The following is a 19,068-nucleotide window of genomic DNA, read 5'->3' on the forward strand; positions in this document are numbered from 1 at the left end:
AACGTGAGTTATAAGTACAAAGTGTTTGAAATACAATTTGTTAAAAAATTTAGTTTTTTTGTTATACTTTGTTTTTTGACCTCACCCCCAGCCCCTCTCCAAAAAGAGAGGGGAGCTATACACCTGAAAATCAAAATTTTAGGTGCAATTATCTCCCTTCCTTTTCAAGGAGGGGAACAAGGGGTGGTTTAAGTTATTAAAAATAAAAACTTGATAATCAAATTTTTAATCTTGCAACTCACGTTAGTCAAAATGTTTTTTCACAAAGCCATCAAAACCAGCCTTTCGGATAGCATCTAATTGCTTTTTTCCTGTTTCTTCATCGGTAAAAGCACCTACGAGTACCCTGTAAATGCGTTTTTCACTCCAACCGACTTGAATGTAAGTTTCTTGGATACCTGCTTTGTGAAGGTCTTTGCAAAGGTCTTTGGCGTTTTCCAAATCGCCATAAGAGCCGACTTGTATGCCCATACCTTTCGGATTTTTCTTTGTTCCCCAAAGGCTGTAAGTATTTCCTGTAAGGAAAGTAGTATCGGCGGCGGGGGTGGGGTTTAGGTTAGGCGTAGGTTTAGGAGTATTTTGGGCAATACTTGTAGTATCTTTCTTGGGTTCTTTGGGAGTTTCGGGTTCAAAGAGTTTGCCATTTTCGCCTACTACTTCAATACGTACTTGGGCGGTGCCTGTTTTGAGCATACCAATTTCTTGGGCGGCGGCTTGCGAAACATCAATAATCCGATTGTGTGCAAAGGGACCTCGGTCATTGACTTTCACAATTACAGAAAGATTGTTTTTGAGGTTAGTAACTTTTACCATTGTACCAAATTTGAGGGTACGATGGGCGGCGGTGAGTTTTTTTGAATCATAAATTTCGCCGCTAGAGGTCTTTCTGCCGTGAAACCTTCCTGCGTAATACGAAGCAACACCTGTTTGCGTAAATTTTTGTCCTTGTGCAAAGTTTTCGGATATTTGCAGGCAAAGTAAAATTATCAGGATATAAGTTTTCATCTTATACTATATTTTGCCAAATGCAAAAATAATCTTTTAAGTAAAGTTTGCCAAATTTTTTTCAAAAATGCAGAAAATTAGCGAATTATCCTGTTCTAATCTTTCAGAATTGCCTCAAATTGCCCAAGAGATTGTAAGATTAGGGAAAGATTGGAATTTTTGGATATTGGAAGGGGCAATGGGAGCAGGAAAAACCACGCTCATCAGAGCTATTTGTAAGGAGTTGGGGGTAAAAAGTGAGGTACAAAGTCCCACATTTAGCATAGTAAATGAATACGAAGCAAAAGGTAGAAAAATCTATCATTTTGATTTTTACCGCATACGCTCCGAGCAAGAAGCCTTTGACATAGGTTATGAGGAGTATTTTTATGACAAAAACGCTTTGTGTTTGGTAGAATGGGCTTTTCAGATACCGAATTTACTGCCTTCGCATTATTTGATGATTAAAATTATGATTATAGGCGAGCAAGCAAGGCTGTTTGAACTATGGGAAAAATAAAAAACCTTGCTTTTGAGGGCAAGGTTTTTTTAGAAGGTTGTGAGAAAAATTACTTCTTCTCAGCAGGTTTTTCTTCAGCTTTAGGAGCTTCTTTTTTAGCGTCAGCAGGAGCGTCTGCTTTTTTAGCTGTGTCTTGAGCAGGTTGTTGAGTTTGCTCTTGAGGAGTAGGTTGAGTTTGCTCAGCAGGTTTTTGCTCTTCTTGCTTTTGCTCAGTTTTGTTTTCGTTGTTAGCTTCTTCTTTTTTCTCTCCACCACAAGCGGCGAAAGTAAGCATACCAGCTACTGCGAACATCAAAAATAACTTTTTCATTGTTTTTTAGGGTTTTTAAGGTTAAAAACTAATTTTTAGTTGAAATTTGCTTTTTATACCAAGTTACCGAAAAGGTAACCCAAAAATTTTGAAAATTTTTTATTAAGGTTTTTCAGTTTTACCGCCTTCGGGTTTTTTCTCATCTTTTTTAGCTTCGTCAGCTTTCTTTTCGTCTTTTACTTTATTAGTAGTATCAGCGGCAGAGGCATTATCCTTTTTCTTTTCAATGGGATTGCCTTGCTCATCAAATTCAGGCATTTCCCCAGCCTCGCTTTGAACTTTGGCGGGGTCGTTGGCTTCTTGTTGTTTTTTCTGAGTTTCCTCATCAGCTTTGCAAGCACCGAAAGCTACCATTCCAGCGAGGGCAAACATTAAAAATAGCTTTTTCATAAGCATTTCAGGGTTTAAGGTTAGAAAAAAACAAACTCTGATAAGATGATACCATCTTATCAGAGTTAGGAGAAAATTTTAGTTTTTCTTGGTAGTATCTTTTTTCTCTTCTACAATTTCAGGCTTTTTCTCATCTTTTTGCTCGGCTTTTTGTTCAGAGCCAGTGTTTTCAGTTTTAGGTTCTTCTTTCTTTTCTTCTTTCTTTTCGCAAGCGGCGAAAGTCATAACGCCAGCAAGGCTAAGAAGCAACAAGATTTTTTTCATACGAGTAGGAGTTTAGGTTAATTTTGCCTTTTATACCAAAAATTTTAGAAGGTAACCCCAAAGTCTAAAAAAAAATCAACAAAGTATTAGAGTTTGAGGTTCAAATTTTGAAGCGATAAGTATGAGTTCCAAGTTTTGTATCTGACCACAATTCTCTAAAATCCTTTATCCTGCCTCTTGTTTCCTGTTTCCACTCTACAAACCAGAGTTAAACAATTACTTTTTAAGTTCAATACAAAATTTCGTGCAAAGCTATATTTTTTTCGTATGTTTGCAAAAAAATCTAAAACAATTCGTTATGGGAGCAATTTCACAATTTATAGAACATCATTATAGGCACTTCAACGCCGCCGCACTCAAAGATGCGGCACAAGGCTATGTACAACACCTTGCCGAAGGTGGTAAAATGATGGTTACGCTTGCAGGAGCTATGAGTACCGCCGAACTCGGTGTTTCGCTTGCCGAAATGATACGCCAAGACAAAGTGCATATTATTTCTTGTACAGGAGCAAACTTGGAGGAAGATTTGATGAACTTGGTGGCTCATTCGCATTACAAACGCATACCCAACTATCGCGACCTCACACCCGAGCAGGAATGGGAACTTTTGGAACAAGGACTAAATCGTGTAACAGATACTTGTATTCCCGAAGAAGAGGCTTTTCGTAAGTTACAAAAGCATATTTTTCAGCTATGGAAAAAGGCTGATGAAGCAGGCGAACGCTATTTCCCTCACGAATATATGTATCAGATGATTTTGAGCGGTGTCTTGGAGCCTTACTACGAAATAGACCCCAAAGATAGCTGGATGGTAGCGGCGGCTCAAAAAAATTTGCCTATTGTAGTAGGAGGCTGGGAAGATAGCACTATGGGTAATATTTTTGCAAGCTATGTTATCAAGGGTGATGTAAAAGCCAGCACAATGAAAAGCGGCATTGAGTATATGGTATGGCTTGCCGATTGGTACAGAAAAAATAGTGGAGGCAAAGGAGTAGGATTTTTCCAAATAGGAGGGGGGATTGCGGGCGATTTCCCAATTTGTGTTGTTCCAATGATGTATCAGGATTTAGAGTGGCACGATGTGCCTTTTTGGAGCTATTTCTGTCAGATTAGCGATTCTACCACTTCTTATGGCTCTTACTCGGGGGCAATTCCGAATGAAAAAATTACTTGGGGAAAATTAGACATCAAGACGCCAAAATTTGTTATAGAAAGTGATGCAACCATTGTCGCTCCACTGATTTTTGCCTATGTCTTGGGCTGGTAGAAATATTGCTTTTACATTATCTTTTTGGGTAGAAACGCATCGTTTTGCGTTTCTACATTTATTTTGGCTCTATGGGTTTTTCTTTGCTGAAAGCAATACTTTTGCTCAAATACAACTTTTCAGGCAGGTTGCGATTGCAGAGCCACAAGCCGCTTCAATGGATATTTACGGCAATATTTTTCTTGCCGATTTGCAGGGCAATGTTACGCATTACAACGAAAATGGTGATAGCATTAGGCGGTTTGCTCCCCAAGAGTCAGCTACTATCCATATTTTGGAGGCTTGGAAAGGATTGAAAATTTTGGCTTTTTACAAAGATTTGCAACGCTTTACTTGGCTTAATCGCTTTCTTACTCCCATTGAAACCTACACGCTTCCAAGCGAGCAGATTGGCTTTGCCCGCTTGCTCAATTACAGCAACGATGGCTATCTCTGGATTTTTGATGACCAAGATTTCAGCCTAAAAAAATATGATTATCGCAATCAGCAGGTGCTTGTGCGTACTCCTTGCGATTTGCTTTTCCCCGCTCAAAACTATCAGATAACCTTTTTGCGTGAATACCAAAATCAGGTTTTTTTGGTAGATAAAAATTTTGGAATTTTTCTCTTTGATAATTTTGGAAATTTCAAAAAAAATTTGCAAATTCGTAACATAAATTTTATCAATTTTTGGGGTGAGCATATTGCGTATTTACAAGAAAAAACGCTATATTTGCAACACCTTTACAAAAAAAATGTAGAACGCAAAATAAGTTTGCCTATTGAACACAGTTACAAAGATTTTTTTCTACTGACTTCAACCCGTATTTATCTTTTTACTACGAACCGAATGTTCATTTACACTTTTCAGTAAAAAAAGTCGTAGTAGTTGTGTCATTTGGCAAGAGATTTGCAGTAATCTTTACGAAAAAGTGTGTTTTGAAAATCTTAAACCAAATGAAAACAAAACTTTACATTATTCTACTTTCCTGCTTACTTTTAGGCTTTCAGGTTTGGGCAAAAGAAACTACCAGCTTAGAGCCTGAACAAGAAGCTTTGGCTAATCCCGAAAACATAGACTTTGAGGTTCGTTTGACTGCTCCACGCCGTTTTGCTGTACTTTTTGAAAATCCCGATGGCAACCCTATCTATGTAAAAGTATATGATATGGTTGGCAATCAGGTAGCACAAGATGTTTCTAACCAAAAAGGTCGCTATATGCGAGAATTTGATATGACTAACAATCGCTCCGAAGTGTTTTTGGTAGAAGTGGGCAATACTCGCAACAATAGTACCAAGCGAATTTTCTTGCAAAAGTAAAATGTTTTACACAAAATACGGCAAGCCTCTGCTTGATAAACTGCTGATAGTAATATTTTTGCCTATTTTACTGCCCTTGTTTGTGGCAGTTTTTTTTCTGCTTTTTTTTACCCAAAAAGGGCAAATTTTCTTTGTGCAGATGCGACCGGGCTATCGGGGAAAACTTTTTAAGATTTACAAGTTCAAAACCTTACAAGATACAGAAGGCACAGACGAAGAGCGAGCTACTGCTGTGGGGCGTTTTTTGCGAAAAACCAATCTTGATGAGTTGCCTCAAATACTCAATATTTTGAAAGGAGAAATGAGTTGGGTAGGTCCCCGACCGCTTCTTAAAGAGTATTTGCAACATTACAACCATTATCAGCAAAAACGTCACAATGTTTTGCCCGGTATTACGGGCATTGCACAACTCCAACTGCCCAAAGAAGCTTCTTTTACCGAAAAAGCTAATTTAGATGCCTATTATGCCGAAAATGTATCTTTCCTCTTGGATTTGAAAATAATTTTGCAGACTTTTCAGTATTTTTTGGGGAAAAAGAAATTTTTTTGGAAACCAAAAACAGAATTTTAGAAAATAAATGTTAGGCAGAAAAAAATGAGAGATAAAGTCCTTAAAGGTTTGAACATCAAACACTGAACATCAATAAGATATGGAAGCACTTTTAGAAACCAGCAAATTTTTAGAAAGTAAGTTAAAACTAAAACCCAAAATTGCCATTATTTTAGGAACAGGATTGGGCGAATTGGTAAATCACGTAGAAATAGAACAAACCATTCCTTATGGTAGTATTCCGAACTTTCCTGTTTCTACCGTTGAAAGCCATAAGGGCAAACTAATTATAGGCAGGCTTTCGGGCAAGGAAGTAATGATAATGCAAGGTAGATTTCATTACTACGAGGGCTACTCTATGGAGCAGGTAACTTTTCCTGTAAGAGTAATGAAATTGCTGGGCGTGGAGACCTTGCTTGTTTCCAATGCTTCGGGGGGCTTACACGAGTATATGGAAATTAGCGATTTACTTATTATCACCGACCATATCAACCTTTTACCCGAAAATCCTTTGCGTGGCAATCCTTATCCCAAGCTCGGACCGATGTTTCCCGATATGAGCGAGGCGTATGATAAAAAATTGATAGAAGAAGCTGAAAAAATTGCTCAAAGAGAAGGGATACGTTACCATAAAGGCGTGTATGTGAGCGTGCAAGGACCTAACCTTGAAACCAAAGCTGAATATAAATTTGTGCGAATTATTGGGGGAGATGTAGTGGGTATGAGTACGGTGCCCGAAGTGATTGTAGCCAATCATCAGGGAATGAGGTGTTTTGCTATTTCGGTTATTACTGATGTAGGACATGAAAGTAAAATCAAGAAAGTAGATATAGCCGATGTGATTGTCGCCGCTCAAAAAGCTCAACCCGCAATGATAAAGATTTTTAGTCAGCTCGTGAAAGTGTGTTGATAGTTGTTCTTTTTTTATTCTATTGGTTCGTTACACCTGCCAGCAACGGAAAAGTTTTGCGAAGGGCGGGATTAAATAGCACTTCTCTTGCCCTACGTACAATATTTTTTGAAGGTAAAAAGCCAAAATTACGCACATTTGCCTGCCTTTTCGCAAACATAATGTTGCAGGCTGGCATTTTTTTCGCACTAAACTTGCTTGTTTAAAATAAAAGGCTTAATTTTGACAAAAATTGACAAGTATTAAAAAAACAAGTCTTACTATGGATAGTCAAATAGAATTAGGTCAATATATCAAATCTTTACGAAATGAGCAAAATTTAACTTTGCATCAGGTCGCGAAAGATACGGATATTGATATGACAATGCTCTCAAAAATTGAACGTGGCGAAAGATTGCCAACTATTGAACAAGTCAAACGCCTTGCAAATTTCTTTCAACTCAATGAAAATGAATTGCTTGCAAAATTGACTGCCGAAAAAATAGTTAAGGATTACGGTATTAACGAAACTACGCTAAATGCTGTACAGTTAGTTGAGGAACAAATTACTCACTATTTAAGCCAAAATAATTATGATTTGGGAAACTGAAAACGCAAAACTCATTTTGCAAGATGCTATTATAGGAATGTCTGAAATGCCAGATAATTCTTTTGATTTGTGCATTGCAGACCCACCTTATGGGGCTTCTACCAAAGCAAATTGGCAATATGATAGCCAAAAAAAGTTGAATGGTTTTGGTGGAAATTGGAAATTGACAAGTGAAGTTTGGGACTTACTTTCTCAAAACGAATTATTTGAAAGCACCTTTGTTTGGCTCAAAGAAGTAAAACGCTTGGTAAAACCAACAGGCTCAATTTGGATACATTCTACTTACCATAATTCGGGTTTTGTAAATGTTTGTTGTCAATTATTGGGCTTGGAAATTATAAACGAGGTTTCTTGGTATAAACGCAATGCGTTTCCTAATCTTTCGGCAAGACGATTAACTGCAAGCCACGAAACTATTTTGTGGGTGCATACAGGGGGCGAAAAAAGAGAATATTTATTTAATTATGAGGCTGTAAAAAAGGCAAAATTTGAAAGTGATAATCTCAAAGAACAAGACAAACAACTACGTACTGTTTGGGATATTCCAAACAACAAAGCCAAAGATGAATTGGCTTTTGGTACGCACCCTACGCAAAAACCTTTAAGGGTTGCGGATAGGCTTTTGATGATTTCGGGCTTGGAAAATGGTAAATTGTTAGTGCCTTTTGCAGGTTCGGGAACAGAAATGATTGCGGGTTTAAAATATGGTATGCAAGTCGTTGGTTTTGAAACTAATGCAGAATATTTTGAATTGGCAAAAAAACGCATTGAACACTTTTTATTTAATCAAAAACAAGCATTATTCCAATGATAAAGCCAAAATCAACCTTAGAACCTGTCATAAAATGGTCGGGTAGCAAACGACAAGTGGCAAATGATTTAAGCCGTTTGATTACAGACGGAAATACTTACTTTGAGCCTTTTGTGGGTGGTGGGGCTATGTTGCCTTTTCGCAATATCAAAAATGGAATAGCCAATGACATTATTCCCGAGTTGGTAGATTTATGGAAAGCCATAAAAAACGAACCCGAACAAACGGCTTTTGAGTATCAAATTCGTTGGGAAAAATTGCAAAAAGAAGGGCATCAGGTTTATTACGAAATTAGAGATAAGTTTAACGAAACTAAAAACTGCTTTGATTTTCTGTTTCTTACTCGTACTTGTGTAAATGGTTTAATTCGTTACAACGAAAAAGGCGAATTTAATAACTCATTTCACTTGACACGACCAGGTATAAATCCCAAAACTCTTAAAGAAATTATTTTGAAATGGAATTACTATCTCAAAGATGTTGAGTTTTACAACTTAGACTATACCGAAGTTCTGGCAAATGTAAAAAAAGGTGATTTTGTGTTTTTAGACCCGCCTTATGGCGGTACAAAAGACCGTTACACCAAAATAGATTTTGATTTAGAAAAATTTTATAGTGAATTAGACCGTTTAAATACGATTGGTGCGAAATGGATTTTAACTTTTGATGGCAATGCAGGAAATCGTGAGTATGATTACGAATTGCCAAAAGAAATCTATAAGCACAAAGTTTTTATCAAAACAGGAAATTCGCCATTTACAAAAATGATGAAAACTACGATTGATGCGGTTTACGAATCAGTGTATCTCAATTTTAAGCCCGCTAACGAATTGCTTATTGATTTCGGCAAGCAAGCCCACCAAAAATTGGCTCTGCACAGTAGTTTTGAGATGCAAGATTGATTTTTGTTTTTGTGGCTTAAATTCAAAAGCCATTACAAAATCTAAATTTCCTTTTTGCATTTCGTTGTCAATTTCATCAACGCTTTTAAAGCAAAATGCAGCACCTGAAAACGCCTTAAATTTGGTAATAGGCGTTTTCTTATCTTCGTAAAGTTTCCAATCTTTTCCCTTTGTTTTGTGTGCAGTTGGGGCAACTTTTAGTAACTCTTTGAGATAGGTAACTAATCTTGTCCCTATTTCTTTTTCCAAATCTTTTGCGTTGTCTTTGGATTCTATGGCAAGAAAAATTAAGTCTTTTGCTGTTACAATTTGTATAACGTGGTCGGGACGTTTGCCTTCTACTGCTGAAACTCTTGGCAAAGATGTCCACCGATATTCTTCCAATGTCTTGAAATCCAACACGCTAATGCCTGACCAATCGCCACCAGGCGGATTGCACATACTTTCAAAAATGCCTAAACTTTCTTGTTTGGAAAACAAAGAATGAATAGCGGTGTCTGTATCTTGTTCAGAATATTGATTAGTGGCTGATGCACTTTCAAAAATAACAGGTTTTGTGTTTCGTTTGAGTTGTCGGGTGATTTCGTAAAAAAGTTCGCCAAATTCAGATGTTGGGCTATCCGCAAAAACGAAGTTACTCAAACCTATTACTGCTTGCCAAAGTCCGTTATTAAGGGCTAATTTTTCAGGACTTTGCTTAAAAGTTTTCCAAGTTGTTGGTTTTGCGGGACCAAAAACAACCGATAAAATATCAATACTATTTCCAAAAAGCATTCTTGCCAAAGGAACTAAACCCCTATCAGGTCGGGAATCATCACCACGAGGCTTAAAACCTGTAATCCAAACAATTAGTAAGGGTTTTCCTAATTCCGTTAAGGTTTTATGAAATGTTTTTTGCTTGGGGTAGATTTTTTGAATTAGGTTAGCAAAATCTGCAATCTTTTCGCTTGGAATTAAACAAATTGGGATTTCAGATGCCCCTACGGAAAGGCAATTTAATTTTTGCGTTTGGGTAAGTAATTTCTTGAAAGTTGCGGTTACATTTACCTTTTCTGATTGCTTTTTCTTCCATACAAGGTGTTTGCTAAATTTAGAAAGCCAATTTGCTTTTTGTTGCCCTGTCGTATTTTTTAAAAAATTTGCCCATTCGTCATCTTTCAAGGTGTCTATTCGTTTCCTTTCGTCTGAAAGAATTTTGACTAAGGCTGTCCCTTTTTCAATCAGATTATCAAGTGGTTTTGTTGTATCTGTTTCGTCTAAAAGTGCTTTGATAAGTTTCAAACTTTCTCTTAGCCCAAAAACTGTTGTAAAAGTCTTTCTTAAATCTTCTGTAATAGCAGGGTGCGATTCGTACACAGGAATGCAAACCACTTTCAAAGAAAGACTTGCCGTAAGATAAGAAAAAGGAACTATCGGGTTGGGAAATCTTGGAGCTTTTACATTTCTATCACCGTCTAATTCTACGCCACCAATTTCTGCAAAGTACAAGTAGGGAATACTCAACTCTGCACAACTTATGGCTCTACCGTTTCGTTGCCAAGCATTGTTTCCTGCGGGTAGTGCATTACAATATTCTATGGCTAAAAATAATTGTTCTTTTGTTCCGTCTGCATTGAGTTTAGTAATGTAGGCATCTGTGGCTTCTCGCAAAGGTGAGCCATAGTCGGCTAATACTTTTGCAATACTCATATTCCATCTGTCGTGTCCTGCAAAAAGTTCTACGCTTGCAATGATTTTTCCGTTTTTAATCAATTCAAATTCAGGAAGATACAAGCATTGCGATTTCCTTTTTATTTCTGTTTGGTAGGCTGTTGCAATCAAATATAAAGTTCTTTCGCACTCAATAATGTTATCTCCGTGAATTCGTAGTTTCATATTTTGGTTTTTGTTTTGTTGTTTTTTTCTTATGCTTGCCTGCAACGGGGCGGAAATCTACGAAGTTCTGAAAATTTCTGAGCAAAGCAAAGAAAAATTTTCAAAATTTCAACAAATCTCTTAATATCCGCAATATTAGATTTTTTTCTCAAATTTACAAGCAAATAGACCCAATTTTTAATGATGAAATCATCTTTCAGCAACACAATTACGTATTGCATTTTTATATTATCCAATTTTAAGATTTGCTTTGGAGGCATAAAGTTTTTTGAAAACAATGTTCCCAAAACTTTTTATCAGAAACAAATAAACGGAAAGGTATAGAATACTTACACCCACTTCAAAAATAAAAAATGTGAGTATAGAAGTCAGAATAAGTATCAGAACGTAATCAAGATAAGAAAGCCATTTTCTCAGTAGGTTTTGCTTTGAGTTATTTTTTTGTTTTTCGGTTTTGAAGGCTTGCACAGAAGCCAAGAAAAAGCCCACATACAGAAAAGCAACCAACCAAAAAGAAATTTTATTGTCTTTATTCACCAAAGCCAAATAAGTATTCAGCAAAATCAGTGAGCCTGCTGTGTCGCCGTAAATAGTTTGGTGGGTATCGTAAAGCGTAAAATCGCCAATGATGATAATTCTATTTTTCACATATTCCAAAATATCGTTTTCACTCATTGCTCCCGAAAGAATATTCTCCAAATTATCTACTTTGTAAGTTTCTTTTGCCAAGAAAAGGTCATAATTACGGATATGAAAATCTACAATAAAGGTGTTTAGAATATAATCGCCATTTATTTTATCAAAAAAATAGCCCTTTTCCAACTTCTTTTTGTGTAAATATTCATACATCAGCAGGGGGGTAGTTTTCAAGCTATCTTGTAAAACAAGTTTGAATTTGAGGAAAATATTATCGGGGGTGGCATAATCGGAAAGACCTCTTGGTACGTTTCTGAAAATGGGATATTCGGCTTTGCCTTCATCGTCTAAATGGTAACTTAGAATAATATTAGGGAGTTTTTCGAGGGCTTTGGCAAGTCTGAAATCATAAGAGAGGCTATCGCCCTCGCAAAGATTGGCACTTGAAGAGTCGGCGAAATGTATATCACAAAGGATAAATTTCTGATTTTGAGGCTTTTTTCCAATAATTTCAAAAAATTGAGCTAATTTTTTTCTATGTACAATTGCCTCTTTGCCAATTACAAAGCCATTGGTATCCAGTTTGTCGGAAAGTTGTCTATCGTAAGCAACATTGATAAAAATAAAACTATCTCTGGGGGGCTTTCGCTCTAAACCTAACAAAATGTTCTTAATTTTTGCCCCATACTCAATAATAAGCATATCATCGCCGTGTACATAAGGTAAAGAAAGAAGGTAAAATGCAAAAATAAGCATTAAAAAAGCATTGAGAGCGGCAAAAAGATATTTCCAAAGTTTTGGATGCATTTATTTTGCAGGTCTTTGGATACCAAATTTTTGATAGAGCCAGTATTCTAATCCATCTTTTTCGCACTCACCAAATAGTTCGTTTGCCGTATCTTTTACCATTCCGTAGAACAAATCATAAGAGGCTAAATCCAATTTAGATTTATCAAGCATTTGAGCAAGTGGCTCTACACGCTCCCACAAACGTTTATCATCTACAAACTCCAACTGAAAGGCGGCGATTTTGGGAAATTCTTTGGCTTTGCTATCATAGAAGTAAAGTCCTAAAATTTTCGTATCTTTGGGCGAAATGGGTTGTTCGTTGAGGCTAAAAATTTCTTTGGCAAGGAAATATAAATTTTCTTTTTCCCCGTAAAGTTGCTTATTGAAGGGGTCTTTTTCGGAGCTGTGCGACATTTGTAAAAAGAAAAAGCGATTTTCTTTATCTATGGCATACGCAGAAGCCACTTTTACGTGATATTTATCCCCATATACCCGAAAATTAGAGCCGAAATGATTTTGAAAATCCAAAGCATTGTTCAGTATGATGTTAGACCTTGTGCTAGCTTTCTTGGATTGTGGCATTAGGTCGTTAATGGTGTAGGCAAGTTCGCTGGTAGCATTTTTTTCTTTAGCAGAAAGCACCATTTGCCCTACTTTCTGACTGCTTACAAGCATTACTGCCCCCTTACCAAAATACAATTTATCGGTACTGCTTACCTTATCGCCTTTTTTTAGCAAAACACCTGCCTTTTTTACTTCCCCCTTGACGTTCTGCACAATATAGAGGTCTTGGGCAAAAATATTGAAAGAGTACAAAAAGGCAAGAAAAAGTGCAAATAGATTACGCTTCATTAGTTTTTTGTTTTGGGTAAATTTAGAAACTTTCGTTAAGTTTTGCAAATTCTTCAAAATTCTACTTCAATTACTCAATTGCCGAAGTTTCTGATAAATTGCATCAGGGTTATAATGCTTGAAAATGCTAGGCTCGTGTGTATAAGGCACTCCAAGAGAATTGTTATAGTCCTGCAAACGAATATTTTTGTTTTCTATTTGATTTTTAGCCTTTTCAGTGGCAGAATAAGTGCCATCAGGTGAGAAAATAATCATTCCATCGGTGCTATGCAGGAAAGTGAGATATAAATTTCCCGAACTCATCTCGTAAGTTCTTATAGCTCCTTTTTTATCAATAGTAAGTAAATATTTTCCGTTAGCAGTTATATTAAAACTATGGAAATCAAGAGTATTTTGCAATTTAGTTTTTAGTTTCCCTGAAAGGCTGAAAACTCCTCCTAAACTATTTCCATATACGGCTATTTCTTTTTGGTTAGGGGAAATGCAAATGGCTCTACCTATCCCTATGGATTCATCATTAATTTCTCGTAAGAAAATTTCTTTATCAGGAGAATCCATCTTTATCAGCGTAGCTCCGATTTCATCGGCGGCAACGGCAAAATATTTACCATCGGCAGAAAAAGAATAGTCGTGTACTGAGCCATCGTAGGTTTCGGGATAGCGATGCTCTTGATATTTTTGCGTTTTATGATTGATAAATGCAAAACCTGGTCCAGGTTTGGTAAGCACTATCCACTCGGCATTGGGAGAAATACAAATATGATTGCCATATATAATGTCGTTTATTTCATACAACAGCCGATTGTTTTGAATATCCCAAACCTTCAATTTATTATAGTCTTGCTCCAGCATAAATGCCACAAAAGATAAATCAGGGGCAATGGCTATTGAATGAATAGCTTTTTTAGCAGAAATAGGCAATTGAAATTTTTTCACAATTTGTCTTGTTTGGGCATTCCAGACTTCAAAGTGATTGGCTTTATTTTGTACCAAAAGCAATACCTGTTTGTGGTTTTTATCGCTCCAATCGTGTATAATACCTTTTATTTGATATTGCTTGATAAACTCGCCTTTTGCCAAATCCCATACCTTGAAATAGTTGTTGGTACTATTTCGGTGCATAGTAATCATTATATTTTTCTGCTCCAAAGGAACAGCAATACTATGCCAATAATCATTTTTGGAGGTATAAGGTTCTTGCTCTTGGGCGAGCAATAAATGCCAACAGCAAAAAAGGAGAATAAACAAAGAAAAGGTACGCATAATGTTCTATTTTTTTATTACCAAATTCTAAAATCATTCACTAAGTTTTCTATGCGTGAGGTGGGTTGTTGCAAGCCGCCTGTCAGTTTGGGTACTGATTCGTAGAGATATTTCTGCAACTCCGATAGCATTACTGCTCCATCTTTGTTGCTATCTGCCTCGCCGCTCTGCAAACCTTGTAGCAAGCAATACGTAAAAGCTCCATTCTGCCATTTATCGCTCTCCTGTGCCAGCTCTACACCTGCCGCCGCCGATAGCACCGTTGCCCCCACACCTTTCCGTAAATCTGTAAATAATTGCTTGCTCAATTCGTAACTATTCGCTAAACCCACATTCTTATTTTTGATATTTGTCCCAAAATTCCGAAACTTCAAGCCCTCTTTTTGCAAACTTTCGCTTTGGCTCGCTTGGGTTATCTCGTCTTTATCTATCTCTCCACTATGGCAAGCATCTATCATCAATAGCCGCTGACGAGCAGGTACGCTCTCTATCAATTCCTCTAATTCCTCATAACGCAAACCCTTTGCAGAAGGATTTCCAAAATCTACTTCATAAGTTGCTAAATAGTAGTCGTAGTCCTTATCCAGCAAGCCGTGTCCCGAAACAAATATCCACACTACATCATCTACACTGCTCCGAGCTAATTTCTGCTTCAATGCCTGCACCTGCTCTCGGCTTACGTCTTTATTAAACAAGGCATAGTGCTTTACTTCGCTAAATACCCCTTTTTGTGTTTGCAACATCTTTGCCAAATCTTCTCCATCTTTGCGGGCATACTTCAAGTTCATTTGCGAGTTGGCGTACTCACTGACACCTATCGTTACCAAATGCAAAACGGGCTTGCGTGGTACAGCTGGCTCATAATCAACTTCTATACGCTCTTTCAAACTTTCTACTCCTTTTTCGTTCAGGACGCTTACTTCTATCAAGTTTCTACCCTGCGATAAGGCAATTTGCAAGTTTTCGCTATATTTCTGTGTTTTCTTTTCTCTTAAACTCTTGCCTTGCTTGCCGTAAAGTGGCACACCATTCACATATACATTGAGCCTATCCAAAGCATAGCGAGCATCTTGCGTGCTAACGGCTAATTCGTAAATGGGTGTTTTGCTAATTTCAAAATACCCTTTACGTTTTGGGAAATCTACTTCGGGAACATTGAAAGAGCGGTCTTTTTCAAAGTTTTTGGGGTCAAAATTGAGTTTTTTCAGGCGTTTTTCGTAGGCTTTGCGATAGCTTTCTATCAGTTCTTTGGGGGCAAGCCCGATACGCTCCAAGACTATATCAGGACGATTGTACTGCAAATCAAATTGGTCAAAATCGTATATTTTGAGCCCTACTCTGAACTTAATTTTATCCAAAATATTTTTTTCGGCATAATAATACCCGTCAGGGGTCATTACGGCAAAATGAGCAAATTCGGGATTTTTATCATCTTGCACAGAAAATAAAGTAAATTGAAGTTGAAAGGAAGTAGCGTCCCAAAATTTCTTGGTGTAATTGTCTTCGGTAACTATCCATTTACCCAAGCGTTCTATGCGTCTGATGTCCTCTTGCTCGCTCTGAAAAGATTGCTTTTTTTCAAAGTTGCTTATCTGCCAAACCTGCACTTGCCCTGTTCTATCTGCGGCAAAAATTCTTTGTGTCTGGACATCATAGAAAACCTCTAAAAAAACATTTTGAGCATAGGCTATCTGATGAATTTCCTTTTTTTGAGCAATATCAAACACACTCAAATACTCTTTGCCTTTCTCAAAGAAAAGGGTTAGCAAAAATTTACTATCTTTGGTGAGGATAGGCTTGTTCAAGAAGCGATTTTTGGTTTCCCAAATCACCTGATTATTGCTTATTTTTCTAAGTTGTGCTTCGGACTGCAAAGCATCTGCCGTGAGCATAAGGTCGTCTTTCCAGCTAACAAGTGGCAAATGGCTATTGATTTTTTTCAATATTTTATTGTTTTTTACATCAACAATCGTATAAGTCCATTGATTAGCCTCGCCTCTGGCAAACATCACTTGCTTTTTCTGATGATTATACTTCCGCAGATAGCCAAGATTTTCGCCGAGATTCAAGTTAAAAGCCTCTTTGAATGATAAATCTTTGATTTGAAAGGCTTTTAGCTGAAAAGTTCCTTCTGCAATTTGTCGGGTAGTTGAGTAGTTTTCCAAAACAATATTTTCATCAAAATCAAAAGCAACTTCATAGTGCTTATCTTTTTTGAAAGTGAAAAAATCGGATTGCTTTTTCTTGTTAGATTCCACGTGTTTGCCAAGAGAAGCTATATCAAAAAAAATGAAAGGTTGTTCGGTATGGTCTTGCAAGAAATACCAAATTTTGTTATCCACGAAATCGGGCAGAAATAAAGCATTTGCCTTGCCCCACTTGAAAGTTTTTTGCTTTTGGGTGTCAAATTCTACGGGGTATCCTTGCGAAAAATACAGAAATCGGCTATCGGCAAAAGCATACAAAGGAGATACGTGAAATTTTTCTCCTTGAATAGCTATGACTTGCGTTTTCCCTGTATTCAGGTCGTAGCTATAATGCTCTCCATTTTCGTAGTAGGTAATTTTATCCTCTCCGATGCTAATTTTAGAAATTTCCCTACTTTTTTCAAGTATAATCTTTCTTTGATTGAGATTGAAAAAGGTACGCCCCTTAAAATGCTTCACAACGGCATAGCCAAAATCATTGAAATCTACCTCTACAAAACGTTGAGGCTCTACCTTAAAATTTTGGACAACTTCATAATTTGCCAAATTGATGAAAGAAATTTCACCCTTAAAAAAACTATGAGCGGCTAAATATCTGGCATCAGAATCTACCCAAAAATAATCTGCCTGAAAGTTTAATATCTTTTGTTCATTTTCTTTGGTTTTGAAATGCTTTGTACCAATGAGCGTTTTTCCTTCTCCCGATGATACAAAAAGCATTTTATCTTTCAGAAAGCGAATAATAGGAAAATCTTTTCGGGGCAAAATCACAGCTTTGAAAGGGACAACCTTTGAGCCTTCGGGTTTTTCTAAGTTGAAAAGAAAAGTGGTATCAATCGTTTCCAAATAAACCTGTTTCGGATTGCCAATGAAGCTAATATTTTGATAGCCTGCTCCGCTGTTGTTTTCTAAAAAAATGGATTTTAGTAAGGCTTTTTTTTGCAAATCCCATATTTTCAGGTATCCATTTTCAACCGAAGCCATTAAATTGGCAGGGCGATAGACCTTGTATAGTCGCGTTGTATATTGATGTGGCGATTGAAGTACGATTTCTGCCTTATCTGCTTGCCCCAAACAAACAAGGCTTAGTAGCATTGAAGTCAAGAAAGTAAAACGAAATGAAATCATTATTTTGAAAGTTTGGTTTCAAAGATAATGGCATAAGTTTAGAAAATGAAAAAATGGATATTTAGCCAAAACAATCTTTTATGAAAATCTTGTGAAAAGAGTAGAATAGTTGTCCCCTAAAAGTACACAAAAAAAATGACAATCAAAATCTTGTTTGTAAAAAATGTGAAAAAATTTGCAAGAAGATGAGCAAAATGACAAAAAACTTGTGATATACGCATACAGAGGTAGCAAGCGATGATGTCGCTCTAAGCGACATCATCGCTCTAAGCCCGAAAAAAACATCTTAAAATTCACTTTTTTGGAAGGAAATTTCTATTGTTGTTCTTTAATTTTTTCTAAACGGACTTTTTAAGGGACGACTACATAGATTTTGCTTGTAGGAAAACCTTTTTTACTTTTGCAATTAGAATGGTGTAAATATGAAAAAAAGTCTTTTAACAAGCATTTTAGTAGTTGTCTTGTTTGTGTTCAAAGCAAACTCACAAGACTGGCGTTTGGGGCTTCAATTTTCGTATGAGCGAGTAAGAAGCGATTTTGAAGGTTGTGATGGCTGTGTTGTGAGAGGCTTCCGATTGAATGACAGCACAAGAATTGAAGCGGTTCCTATTGTAAAAGGAAGTAGAGGAGTATCGTTTGGCATTTTGGCAGAGAAAAAACTTTCTAAACACTGGATATTTTCAACGGGACTTTATTACATACCTCAAAGAAAAATATCATTTGAAAACGATTTAGTTTTCGCCGGTCGTTTGGTTGAAATTGGAAATATAGACTACATATTAAAACCAGAAATAGAAATACCGCTACACTGGGGGTATAGCTTTAATTTTTTTCAATCAAGGCTTGAGCTAACCCCTACCATAGGAATAAATCTGGGTTTAGGGAAAAGATATTACCTTCAAGTTGACTCACCATCTGTACGAGGTAGTTTTTACAACCAGTACGAAGGTTTTTTACAAAGATATAGCCCCAGTTTTGGTATTAATTTATCTTACAAGTTCAAAGAAGATAATTTTATATCCATCAGATATTTTTCTCAAACCCTACTACCTTTTGGAAATGCCGAATGGGAAAAACCTTATTTTACATCGGGAGTTCGCGTAGCCTATCAAGTAAACTCTTCTAAACTTAAATCTTTGTTCAAAAAGAAATAATTTTATGAAAAAGCTTTTTTTCTTGTTTTGGATTTTATCGCATCAGTTATTTGCACAAAAATGGTTTTTTAATGCTCATTTGACTTGGGAGAACATCAGGCGAAGCAAGCAGAGTTCGATAGAAAACAAAATTATCATTCCTAATTTGATAGACACCACTTTTACAACTCAATATAATGCTGGTAATGGAATTGGTTTTCAGGTTCAAATTGAAAAAGTGGTAAATAATTTAACGTGAGTTAAGCGGCAATATCTTGAAAAAGTTCAAAATTTGTAAGTAGATTTTTTTCTTGAAAATCTCTAATAGTGGGCTTTTTATCTAGGAATTTGTAGGCAATAATTCCAGACCACAAATTGACCAGAAAGTT

Annotated in this window: 21 protein-coding genes; 11 read left to right on the forward strand and 10 right to left on the reverse strand. The window is 36.6% G+C overall.

The features are described from left to right. Positions 1–243: 243 nt before the first annotated feature. The gene (locus ACWITO_RS10315) at positions 244–1,005 is read right to left on the reverse strand and encodes a septal ring lytic transglycosylase RlpA family protein (protein ID WP_448529913.1); all 762 of its coding nucleotides are present in this window, start codon (positions 1,003–1,005) and stop codon (positions 244–246) included. Between the two features lie 67 nt (positions 1,006–1,072). On the opposite strand from ACWITO_RS10315, the gene tsaE reads away from it, so the two are divergent. After that, a complete protein-coding gene (tsaE, locus tag ACWITO_RS10320) occupies positions 1,073–1,504 on the forward strand; it encodes a tRNA (adenosine(37)-N6)-threonylcarbamoyltransferase complex ATPase subunit type 1 TsaE (protein WP_448529914.1) in 432 nt (143 codons plus the stop codon). Positions 1,505–1,553: 49 nt separating this feature from the next. On the opposite strand, the gene ACWITO_RS10325 is transcribed toward tsaE, so the two are convergent. The 3 genes from ACWITO_RS10325 to ACWITO_RS10335 all read right to left on the reverse strand — a co-directional run bounded on the left by ACWITO_RS10325 (position 1,554) and on the right by ACWITO_RS10335 (position 2,468). Continuing rightward, positions 1,554–1,814, reverse strand: coding sequence for a hypothetical protein (locus tag ACWITO_RS10325; protein WP_448529915.1), 261 nt, complete (start codon positions 1,812–1,814; stop codon positions 1,554–1,556). 102 nt (positions 1,815–1,916) lie between these two features. Further along, a complete protein-coding gene (locus ACWITO_RS10330) occupies positions 1,917–2,204 on the reverse strand; it encodes a hypothetical protein (RefSeq protein ID WP_448529916.1) in 288 nt (95 codons plus the stop codon). 78 nt (positions 2,205–2,282) lie between these two features. Beyond that, a complete protein-coding gene (locus ACWITO_RS10335) occupies positions 2,283–2,468 on the reverse strand; it encodes a hypothetical protein (RefSeq protein ID WP_448529917.1) in 186 nt (61 codons plus the stop codon). Between the two features lie 298 nt (positions 2,469–2,766). Here ACWITO_RS10335 and ACWITO_RS10340 point away from each other — a divergent pair, with 298 nt between their 5' ends. The 5 genes from ACWITO_RS10340 to ACWITO_RS10360 all read left to right on the forward strand — a co-directional run bounded on the left by ACWITO_RS10340 (position 2,767) and on the right by ACWITO_RS10360 (position 6,494). Beyond that, positions 2,767–3,735, forward strand: coding sequence for a deoxyhypusine synthase family protein (locus tag ACWITO_RS10340; protein ID WP_448529918.1), 969 nt, complete (start codon positions 2,767–2,769; stop codon positions 3,733–3,735). Continuing rightward, positions 3,719–4,588: a hypothetical protein gene (locus tag ACWITO_RS10345; protein ID WP_448529919.1), complete on the forward strand. Its 870-nt coding sequence runs from the start codon at positions 3,719–3,721 to the stop codon at positions 4,586–4,588. The genes ACWITO_RS10340 and ACWITO_RS10345 overlap by 17 nt, the downstream gene beginning before the upstream one ends. Positions 4,589–4,671: 83 nt before the next feature. Continuing rightward, complete coding sequence (locus tag ACWITO_RS10350) at positions 4,672–5,034, forward strand: hypothetical protein (protein WP_448529920.1); 363 nt, start codon at positions 4,672–4,674, stop codon at positions 5,032–5,034. 1 nt (position 5,035) lies between these two features. After that, a complete protein-coding gene (locus ACWITO_RS10355; RefSeq protein ID WP_448529921.1) occupies positions 5,036–5,605 on the forward strand; it encodes a sugar transferase in 570 nt (189 codons plus the stop codon). Between the two features lie 79 nt (positions 5,606–5,684). Further along, positions 5,685–6,494, forward strand: a complete 810-nt coding sequence (locus tag ACWITO_RS10360; RefSeq protein ID WP_448529922.1) for a purine-nucleoside phosphorylase — start codon at positions 5,685–5,687, stop codon at positions 6,492–6,494. A 19-nt stretch (positions 6,495–6,513) separates the two neighbouring features. On the opposite strand, the gene ACWITO_RS10365 is transcribed toward ACWITO_RS10360, so the two are convergent. Then, the gene (locus tag ACWITO_RS10365; protein WP_448529923.1) at positions 6,514–6,672 is read right to left on the reverse strand and encodes a hypothetical protein; all 159 of its coding nucleotides are present in this window, start codon (positions 6,670–6,672) and stop codon (positions 6,514–6,516) included. Between the two features lie 84 nt (positions 6,673–6,756). Here ACWITO_RS10365 and ACWITO_RS10370 point away from each other — a divergent pair, with 84 nt between their 5' ends. Genes ACWITO_RS10370 through ACWITO_RS10380 form a run of 3 tightly spaced genes read left to right on the forward strand, consistent with a single transcriptional unit; the run spans position 6,757 to position 8,796 of the window. Further along, a complete protein-coding gene (locus ACWITO_RS10370) occupies positions 6,757–7,083 on the forward strand; it encodes a helix-turn-helix domain-containing protein (protein WP_448529924.1) in 327 nt (108 codons plus the stop codon). After that, positions 7,067–7,894, forward strand: coding sequence for a DNA-methyltransferase (locus ACWITO_RS10375; protein WP_448529925.1), 828 nt, complete (start codon positions 7,067–7,069; stop codon positions 7,892–7,894). The genes ACWITO_RS10370 and ACWITO_RS10375 overlap by 17 nt, the downstream gene beginning before the upstream one ends. Beyond that, on the forward strand, positions 7,891–8,796 hold the full coding sequence (locus ACWITO_RS10380) for a DNA adenine methylase (RefSeq protein WP_448529926.1): 906 nt from the start codon (positions 7,891–7,893) through the stop codon (positions 8,794–8,796). Before ACWITO_RS10375 ends, ACWITO_RS10380 begins: the two co-directional genes overlap by 4 nt. Here the strand turns inward: ACWITO_RS10380 and ACWITO_RS10385 are convergent. The 5 genes from ACWITO_RS10385 to ACWITO_RS10405 form a co-directional block, all read right to left on the reverse strand. Then, positions 8,692–10,671, reverse strand: a complete 1,980-nt coding sequence (locus ACWITO_RS10385; protein WP_448529927.1) for a hypothetical protein — start codon at positions 10,669–10,671, stop codon at positions 8,692–8,694. The two genes, ACWITO_RS10380 and ACWITO_RS10385, sit on opposite strands and share 105 nt — an antisense overlap. 228 nt (positions 10,672–10,899) lie before the next feature. Beyond that, positions 10,900–12,114, reverse strand: coding sequence for a CHASE2 domain-containing protein (locus ACWITO_RS10390; RefSeq protein WP_448529928.1), 1,215 nt, complete (start codon positions 12,112–12,114; stop codon positions 10,900–10,902). Further along, entirely contained in the window at positions 12,115–12,948 is an 834-nt protein-coding gene (locus tag ACWITO_RS10395) for a hypothetical protein (RefSeq protein ID WP_448529929.1), read from the reverse strand. It abuts the gene before it with no gap. A gap of 66 nt (positions 12,949–13,014) precedes the next feature. Further along, positions 13,015–14,211 carry a WD40 repeat domain-containing protein gene (locus ACWITO_RS10400; RefSeq protein WP_448529930.1) on the reverse strand — a complete coding sequence of 399 codons (1,197 nt, stop codon included), beginning with the start codon at positions 14,209–14,211 and terminating at the stop codon, positions 13,015–13,017. A 17-nt stretch (positions 14,212–14,228) separates the two neighbouring features. Beyond that, positions 14,229–17,546: a caspase family protein gene (locus ACWITO_RS10405; protein ID WP_448529931.1), complete on the reverse strand. Its 3,318-nt coding sequence runs from the start codon at positions 17,544–17,546 to the stop codon at positions 14,229–14,231. 422 nt (positions 17,547–17,968) lie between these two features. Between ACWITO_RS10405 and ACWITO_RS10410 the strand changes: the two genes are divergently transcribed. Both ACWITO_RS10410 and ACWITO_RS10415 read left to right on the forward strand, forming a co-directional pair. Beyond that, complete coding sequence (locus ACWITO_RS10410) at positions 17,969–18,700, forward strand: hypothetical protein (RefSeq protein WP_448529932.1); 732 nt, start codon at positions 17,969–17,971, stop codon at positions 18,698–18,700. A 4-nt stretch (positions 18,701–18,704) separates the two neighbouring features. Continuing rightward, the gene (locus tag ACWITO_RS10415; protein ID WP_448529933.1) at positions 18,705–18,938 is read left to right on the forward strand and encodes a hypothetical protein; all 234 of its coding nucleotides are present in this window, start codon (positions 18,705–18,707) and stop codon (positions 18,936–18,938) included. Positions 18,939–19,068 lie beyond the last annotated feature (130 nt).

Source organism: Raineya sp., assembly GCF_053497555.1.

Bases quoted from the DNA above. Each gene is read 5' to 3' on its own strand.
- ACWITO_RS10365 (WP_448529923.1), bottom strand. From the start codon at position 6,672: ATGCCAGCCTGCAACATTATGTTTGCGAAAAGGCAGGCAAATGTGCGT.
- ACWITO_RS10345 (WP_448529919.1), top strand. From the start codon at position 3,719: ATGTCTTGGGCTGGTAGAAATATTGCTTTTACATTATCTTTTTGGGTA.
- ACWITO_RS10380 (WP_448529926.1), top strand. From the start codon at position 7,891: ATGATAAAGCCAAAATCAACCTTAGAACCTGTCATAAAATGGTCGGGT.
- ACWITO_RS10340 (WP_448529918.1), top strand. From the start codon at position 2,767: ATGGGAGCAATTTCACAATTTATAGAACATCATTATAGGCACTTCAAC.
- ACWITO_RS10370 (WP_448529924.1), top strand. From the start codon at position 6,757: ATGGATAGTCAAATAGAATTAGGTCAATATATCAAATCTTTACGAAAT.
- ACWITO_RS10355 (WP_448529921.1), top strand. From the start codon at position 5,036: ATGTTTTACACAAAATACGGCAAGCCTCTGCTTGATAAACTGCTGATA.
- ACWITO_RS10350 (WP_448529920.1), top strand. From the start codon at position 4,672: ATGAAAACAAAACTTTACATTATTCTACTTTCCTGCTTACTTTTAGGC.
- ACWITO_RS10325 (WP_448529915.1), bottom strand. From the start codon at position 1,814: ATGAAAAAGTTATTTTTGATGTTCGCAGTAGCTGGTATGCTTACTTTC.
- ACWITO_RS10400 (WP_448529930.1), bottom strand. From the start codon at position 14,211: ATGCGTACCTTTTCTTTGTTTATTCTCCTTTTTTGCTGTTGGCATTTA.
- ACWITO_RS10330 (WP_448529916.1), bottom strand. From the start codon at position 2,204: ATGAAAAAGCTATTTTTAATGTTTGCCCTCGCTGGAATGGTAGCTTTC.
- ACWITO_RS10375 (WP_448529925.1), top strand. From the start codon at position 7,067: ATGATTTGGGAAACTGAAAACGCAAAACTCATTTTGCAAGATGCTATT.
- ACWITO_RS10410 (WP_448529932.1), top strand. From the start codon at position 17,969: ATGAAAAAAAGTCTTTTAACAAGCATTTTAGTAGTTGTCTTGTTTGTG.
- ACWITO_RS10395 (WP_448529929.1), bottom strand. From the start codon at position 12,948: ATGAAGCGTAATCTATTTGCACTTTTTCTTGCCTTTTTGTACTCTTTC.
- tsaE (WP_448529914.1), top strand. From the start codon at position 1,073: ATGCAGAAAATTAGCGAATTATCCTGTTCTAATCTTTCAGAATTGCCT.
- ACWITO_RS10390 (WP_448529928.1), bottom strand. From the start codon at position 12,114: ATGCATCCAAAACTTTGGAAATATCTTTTTGCCGCTCTCAATGCTTTT.
- ACWITO_RS10315 (WP_448529913.1), bottom strand. From the start codon at position 1,005: ATGAAAACTTATATCCTGATAATTTTACTTTGCCTGCAAATATCCGAA.
- ACWITO_RS10415 (WP_448529933.1), top strand. From the start codon at position 18,705: ATGAAAAAGCTTTTTTTCTTGTTTTGGATTTTATCGCATCAGTTATTT.
- ACWITO_RS10405 (WP_448529931.1), bottom strand. From the start codon at position 17,546: ATGATTTCATTTCGTTTTACTTTCTTGACTTCAATGCTACTAAGCCTT.
- ACWITO_RS10385 (WP_448529927.1), bottom strand. From the start codon at position 10,671: ATGAAACTACGAATTCACGGAGATAACATTATTGAGTGCGAAAGAACT.
- ACWITO_RS10360 (WP_448529922.1), top strand. From the start codon at position 5,685: ATGGAAGCACTTTTAGAAACCAGCAAATTTTTAGAAAGTAAGTTAAAA.
- ACWITO_RS10335 (WP_448529917.1), bottom strand. From the start codon at position 2,468: ATGAAAAAAATCTTGTTGCTTCTTAGCCTTGCTGGCGTTATGACTTTC.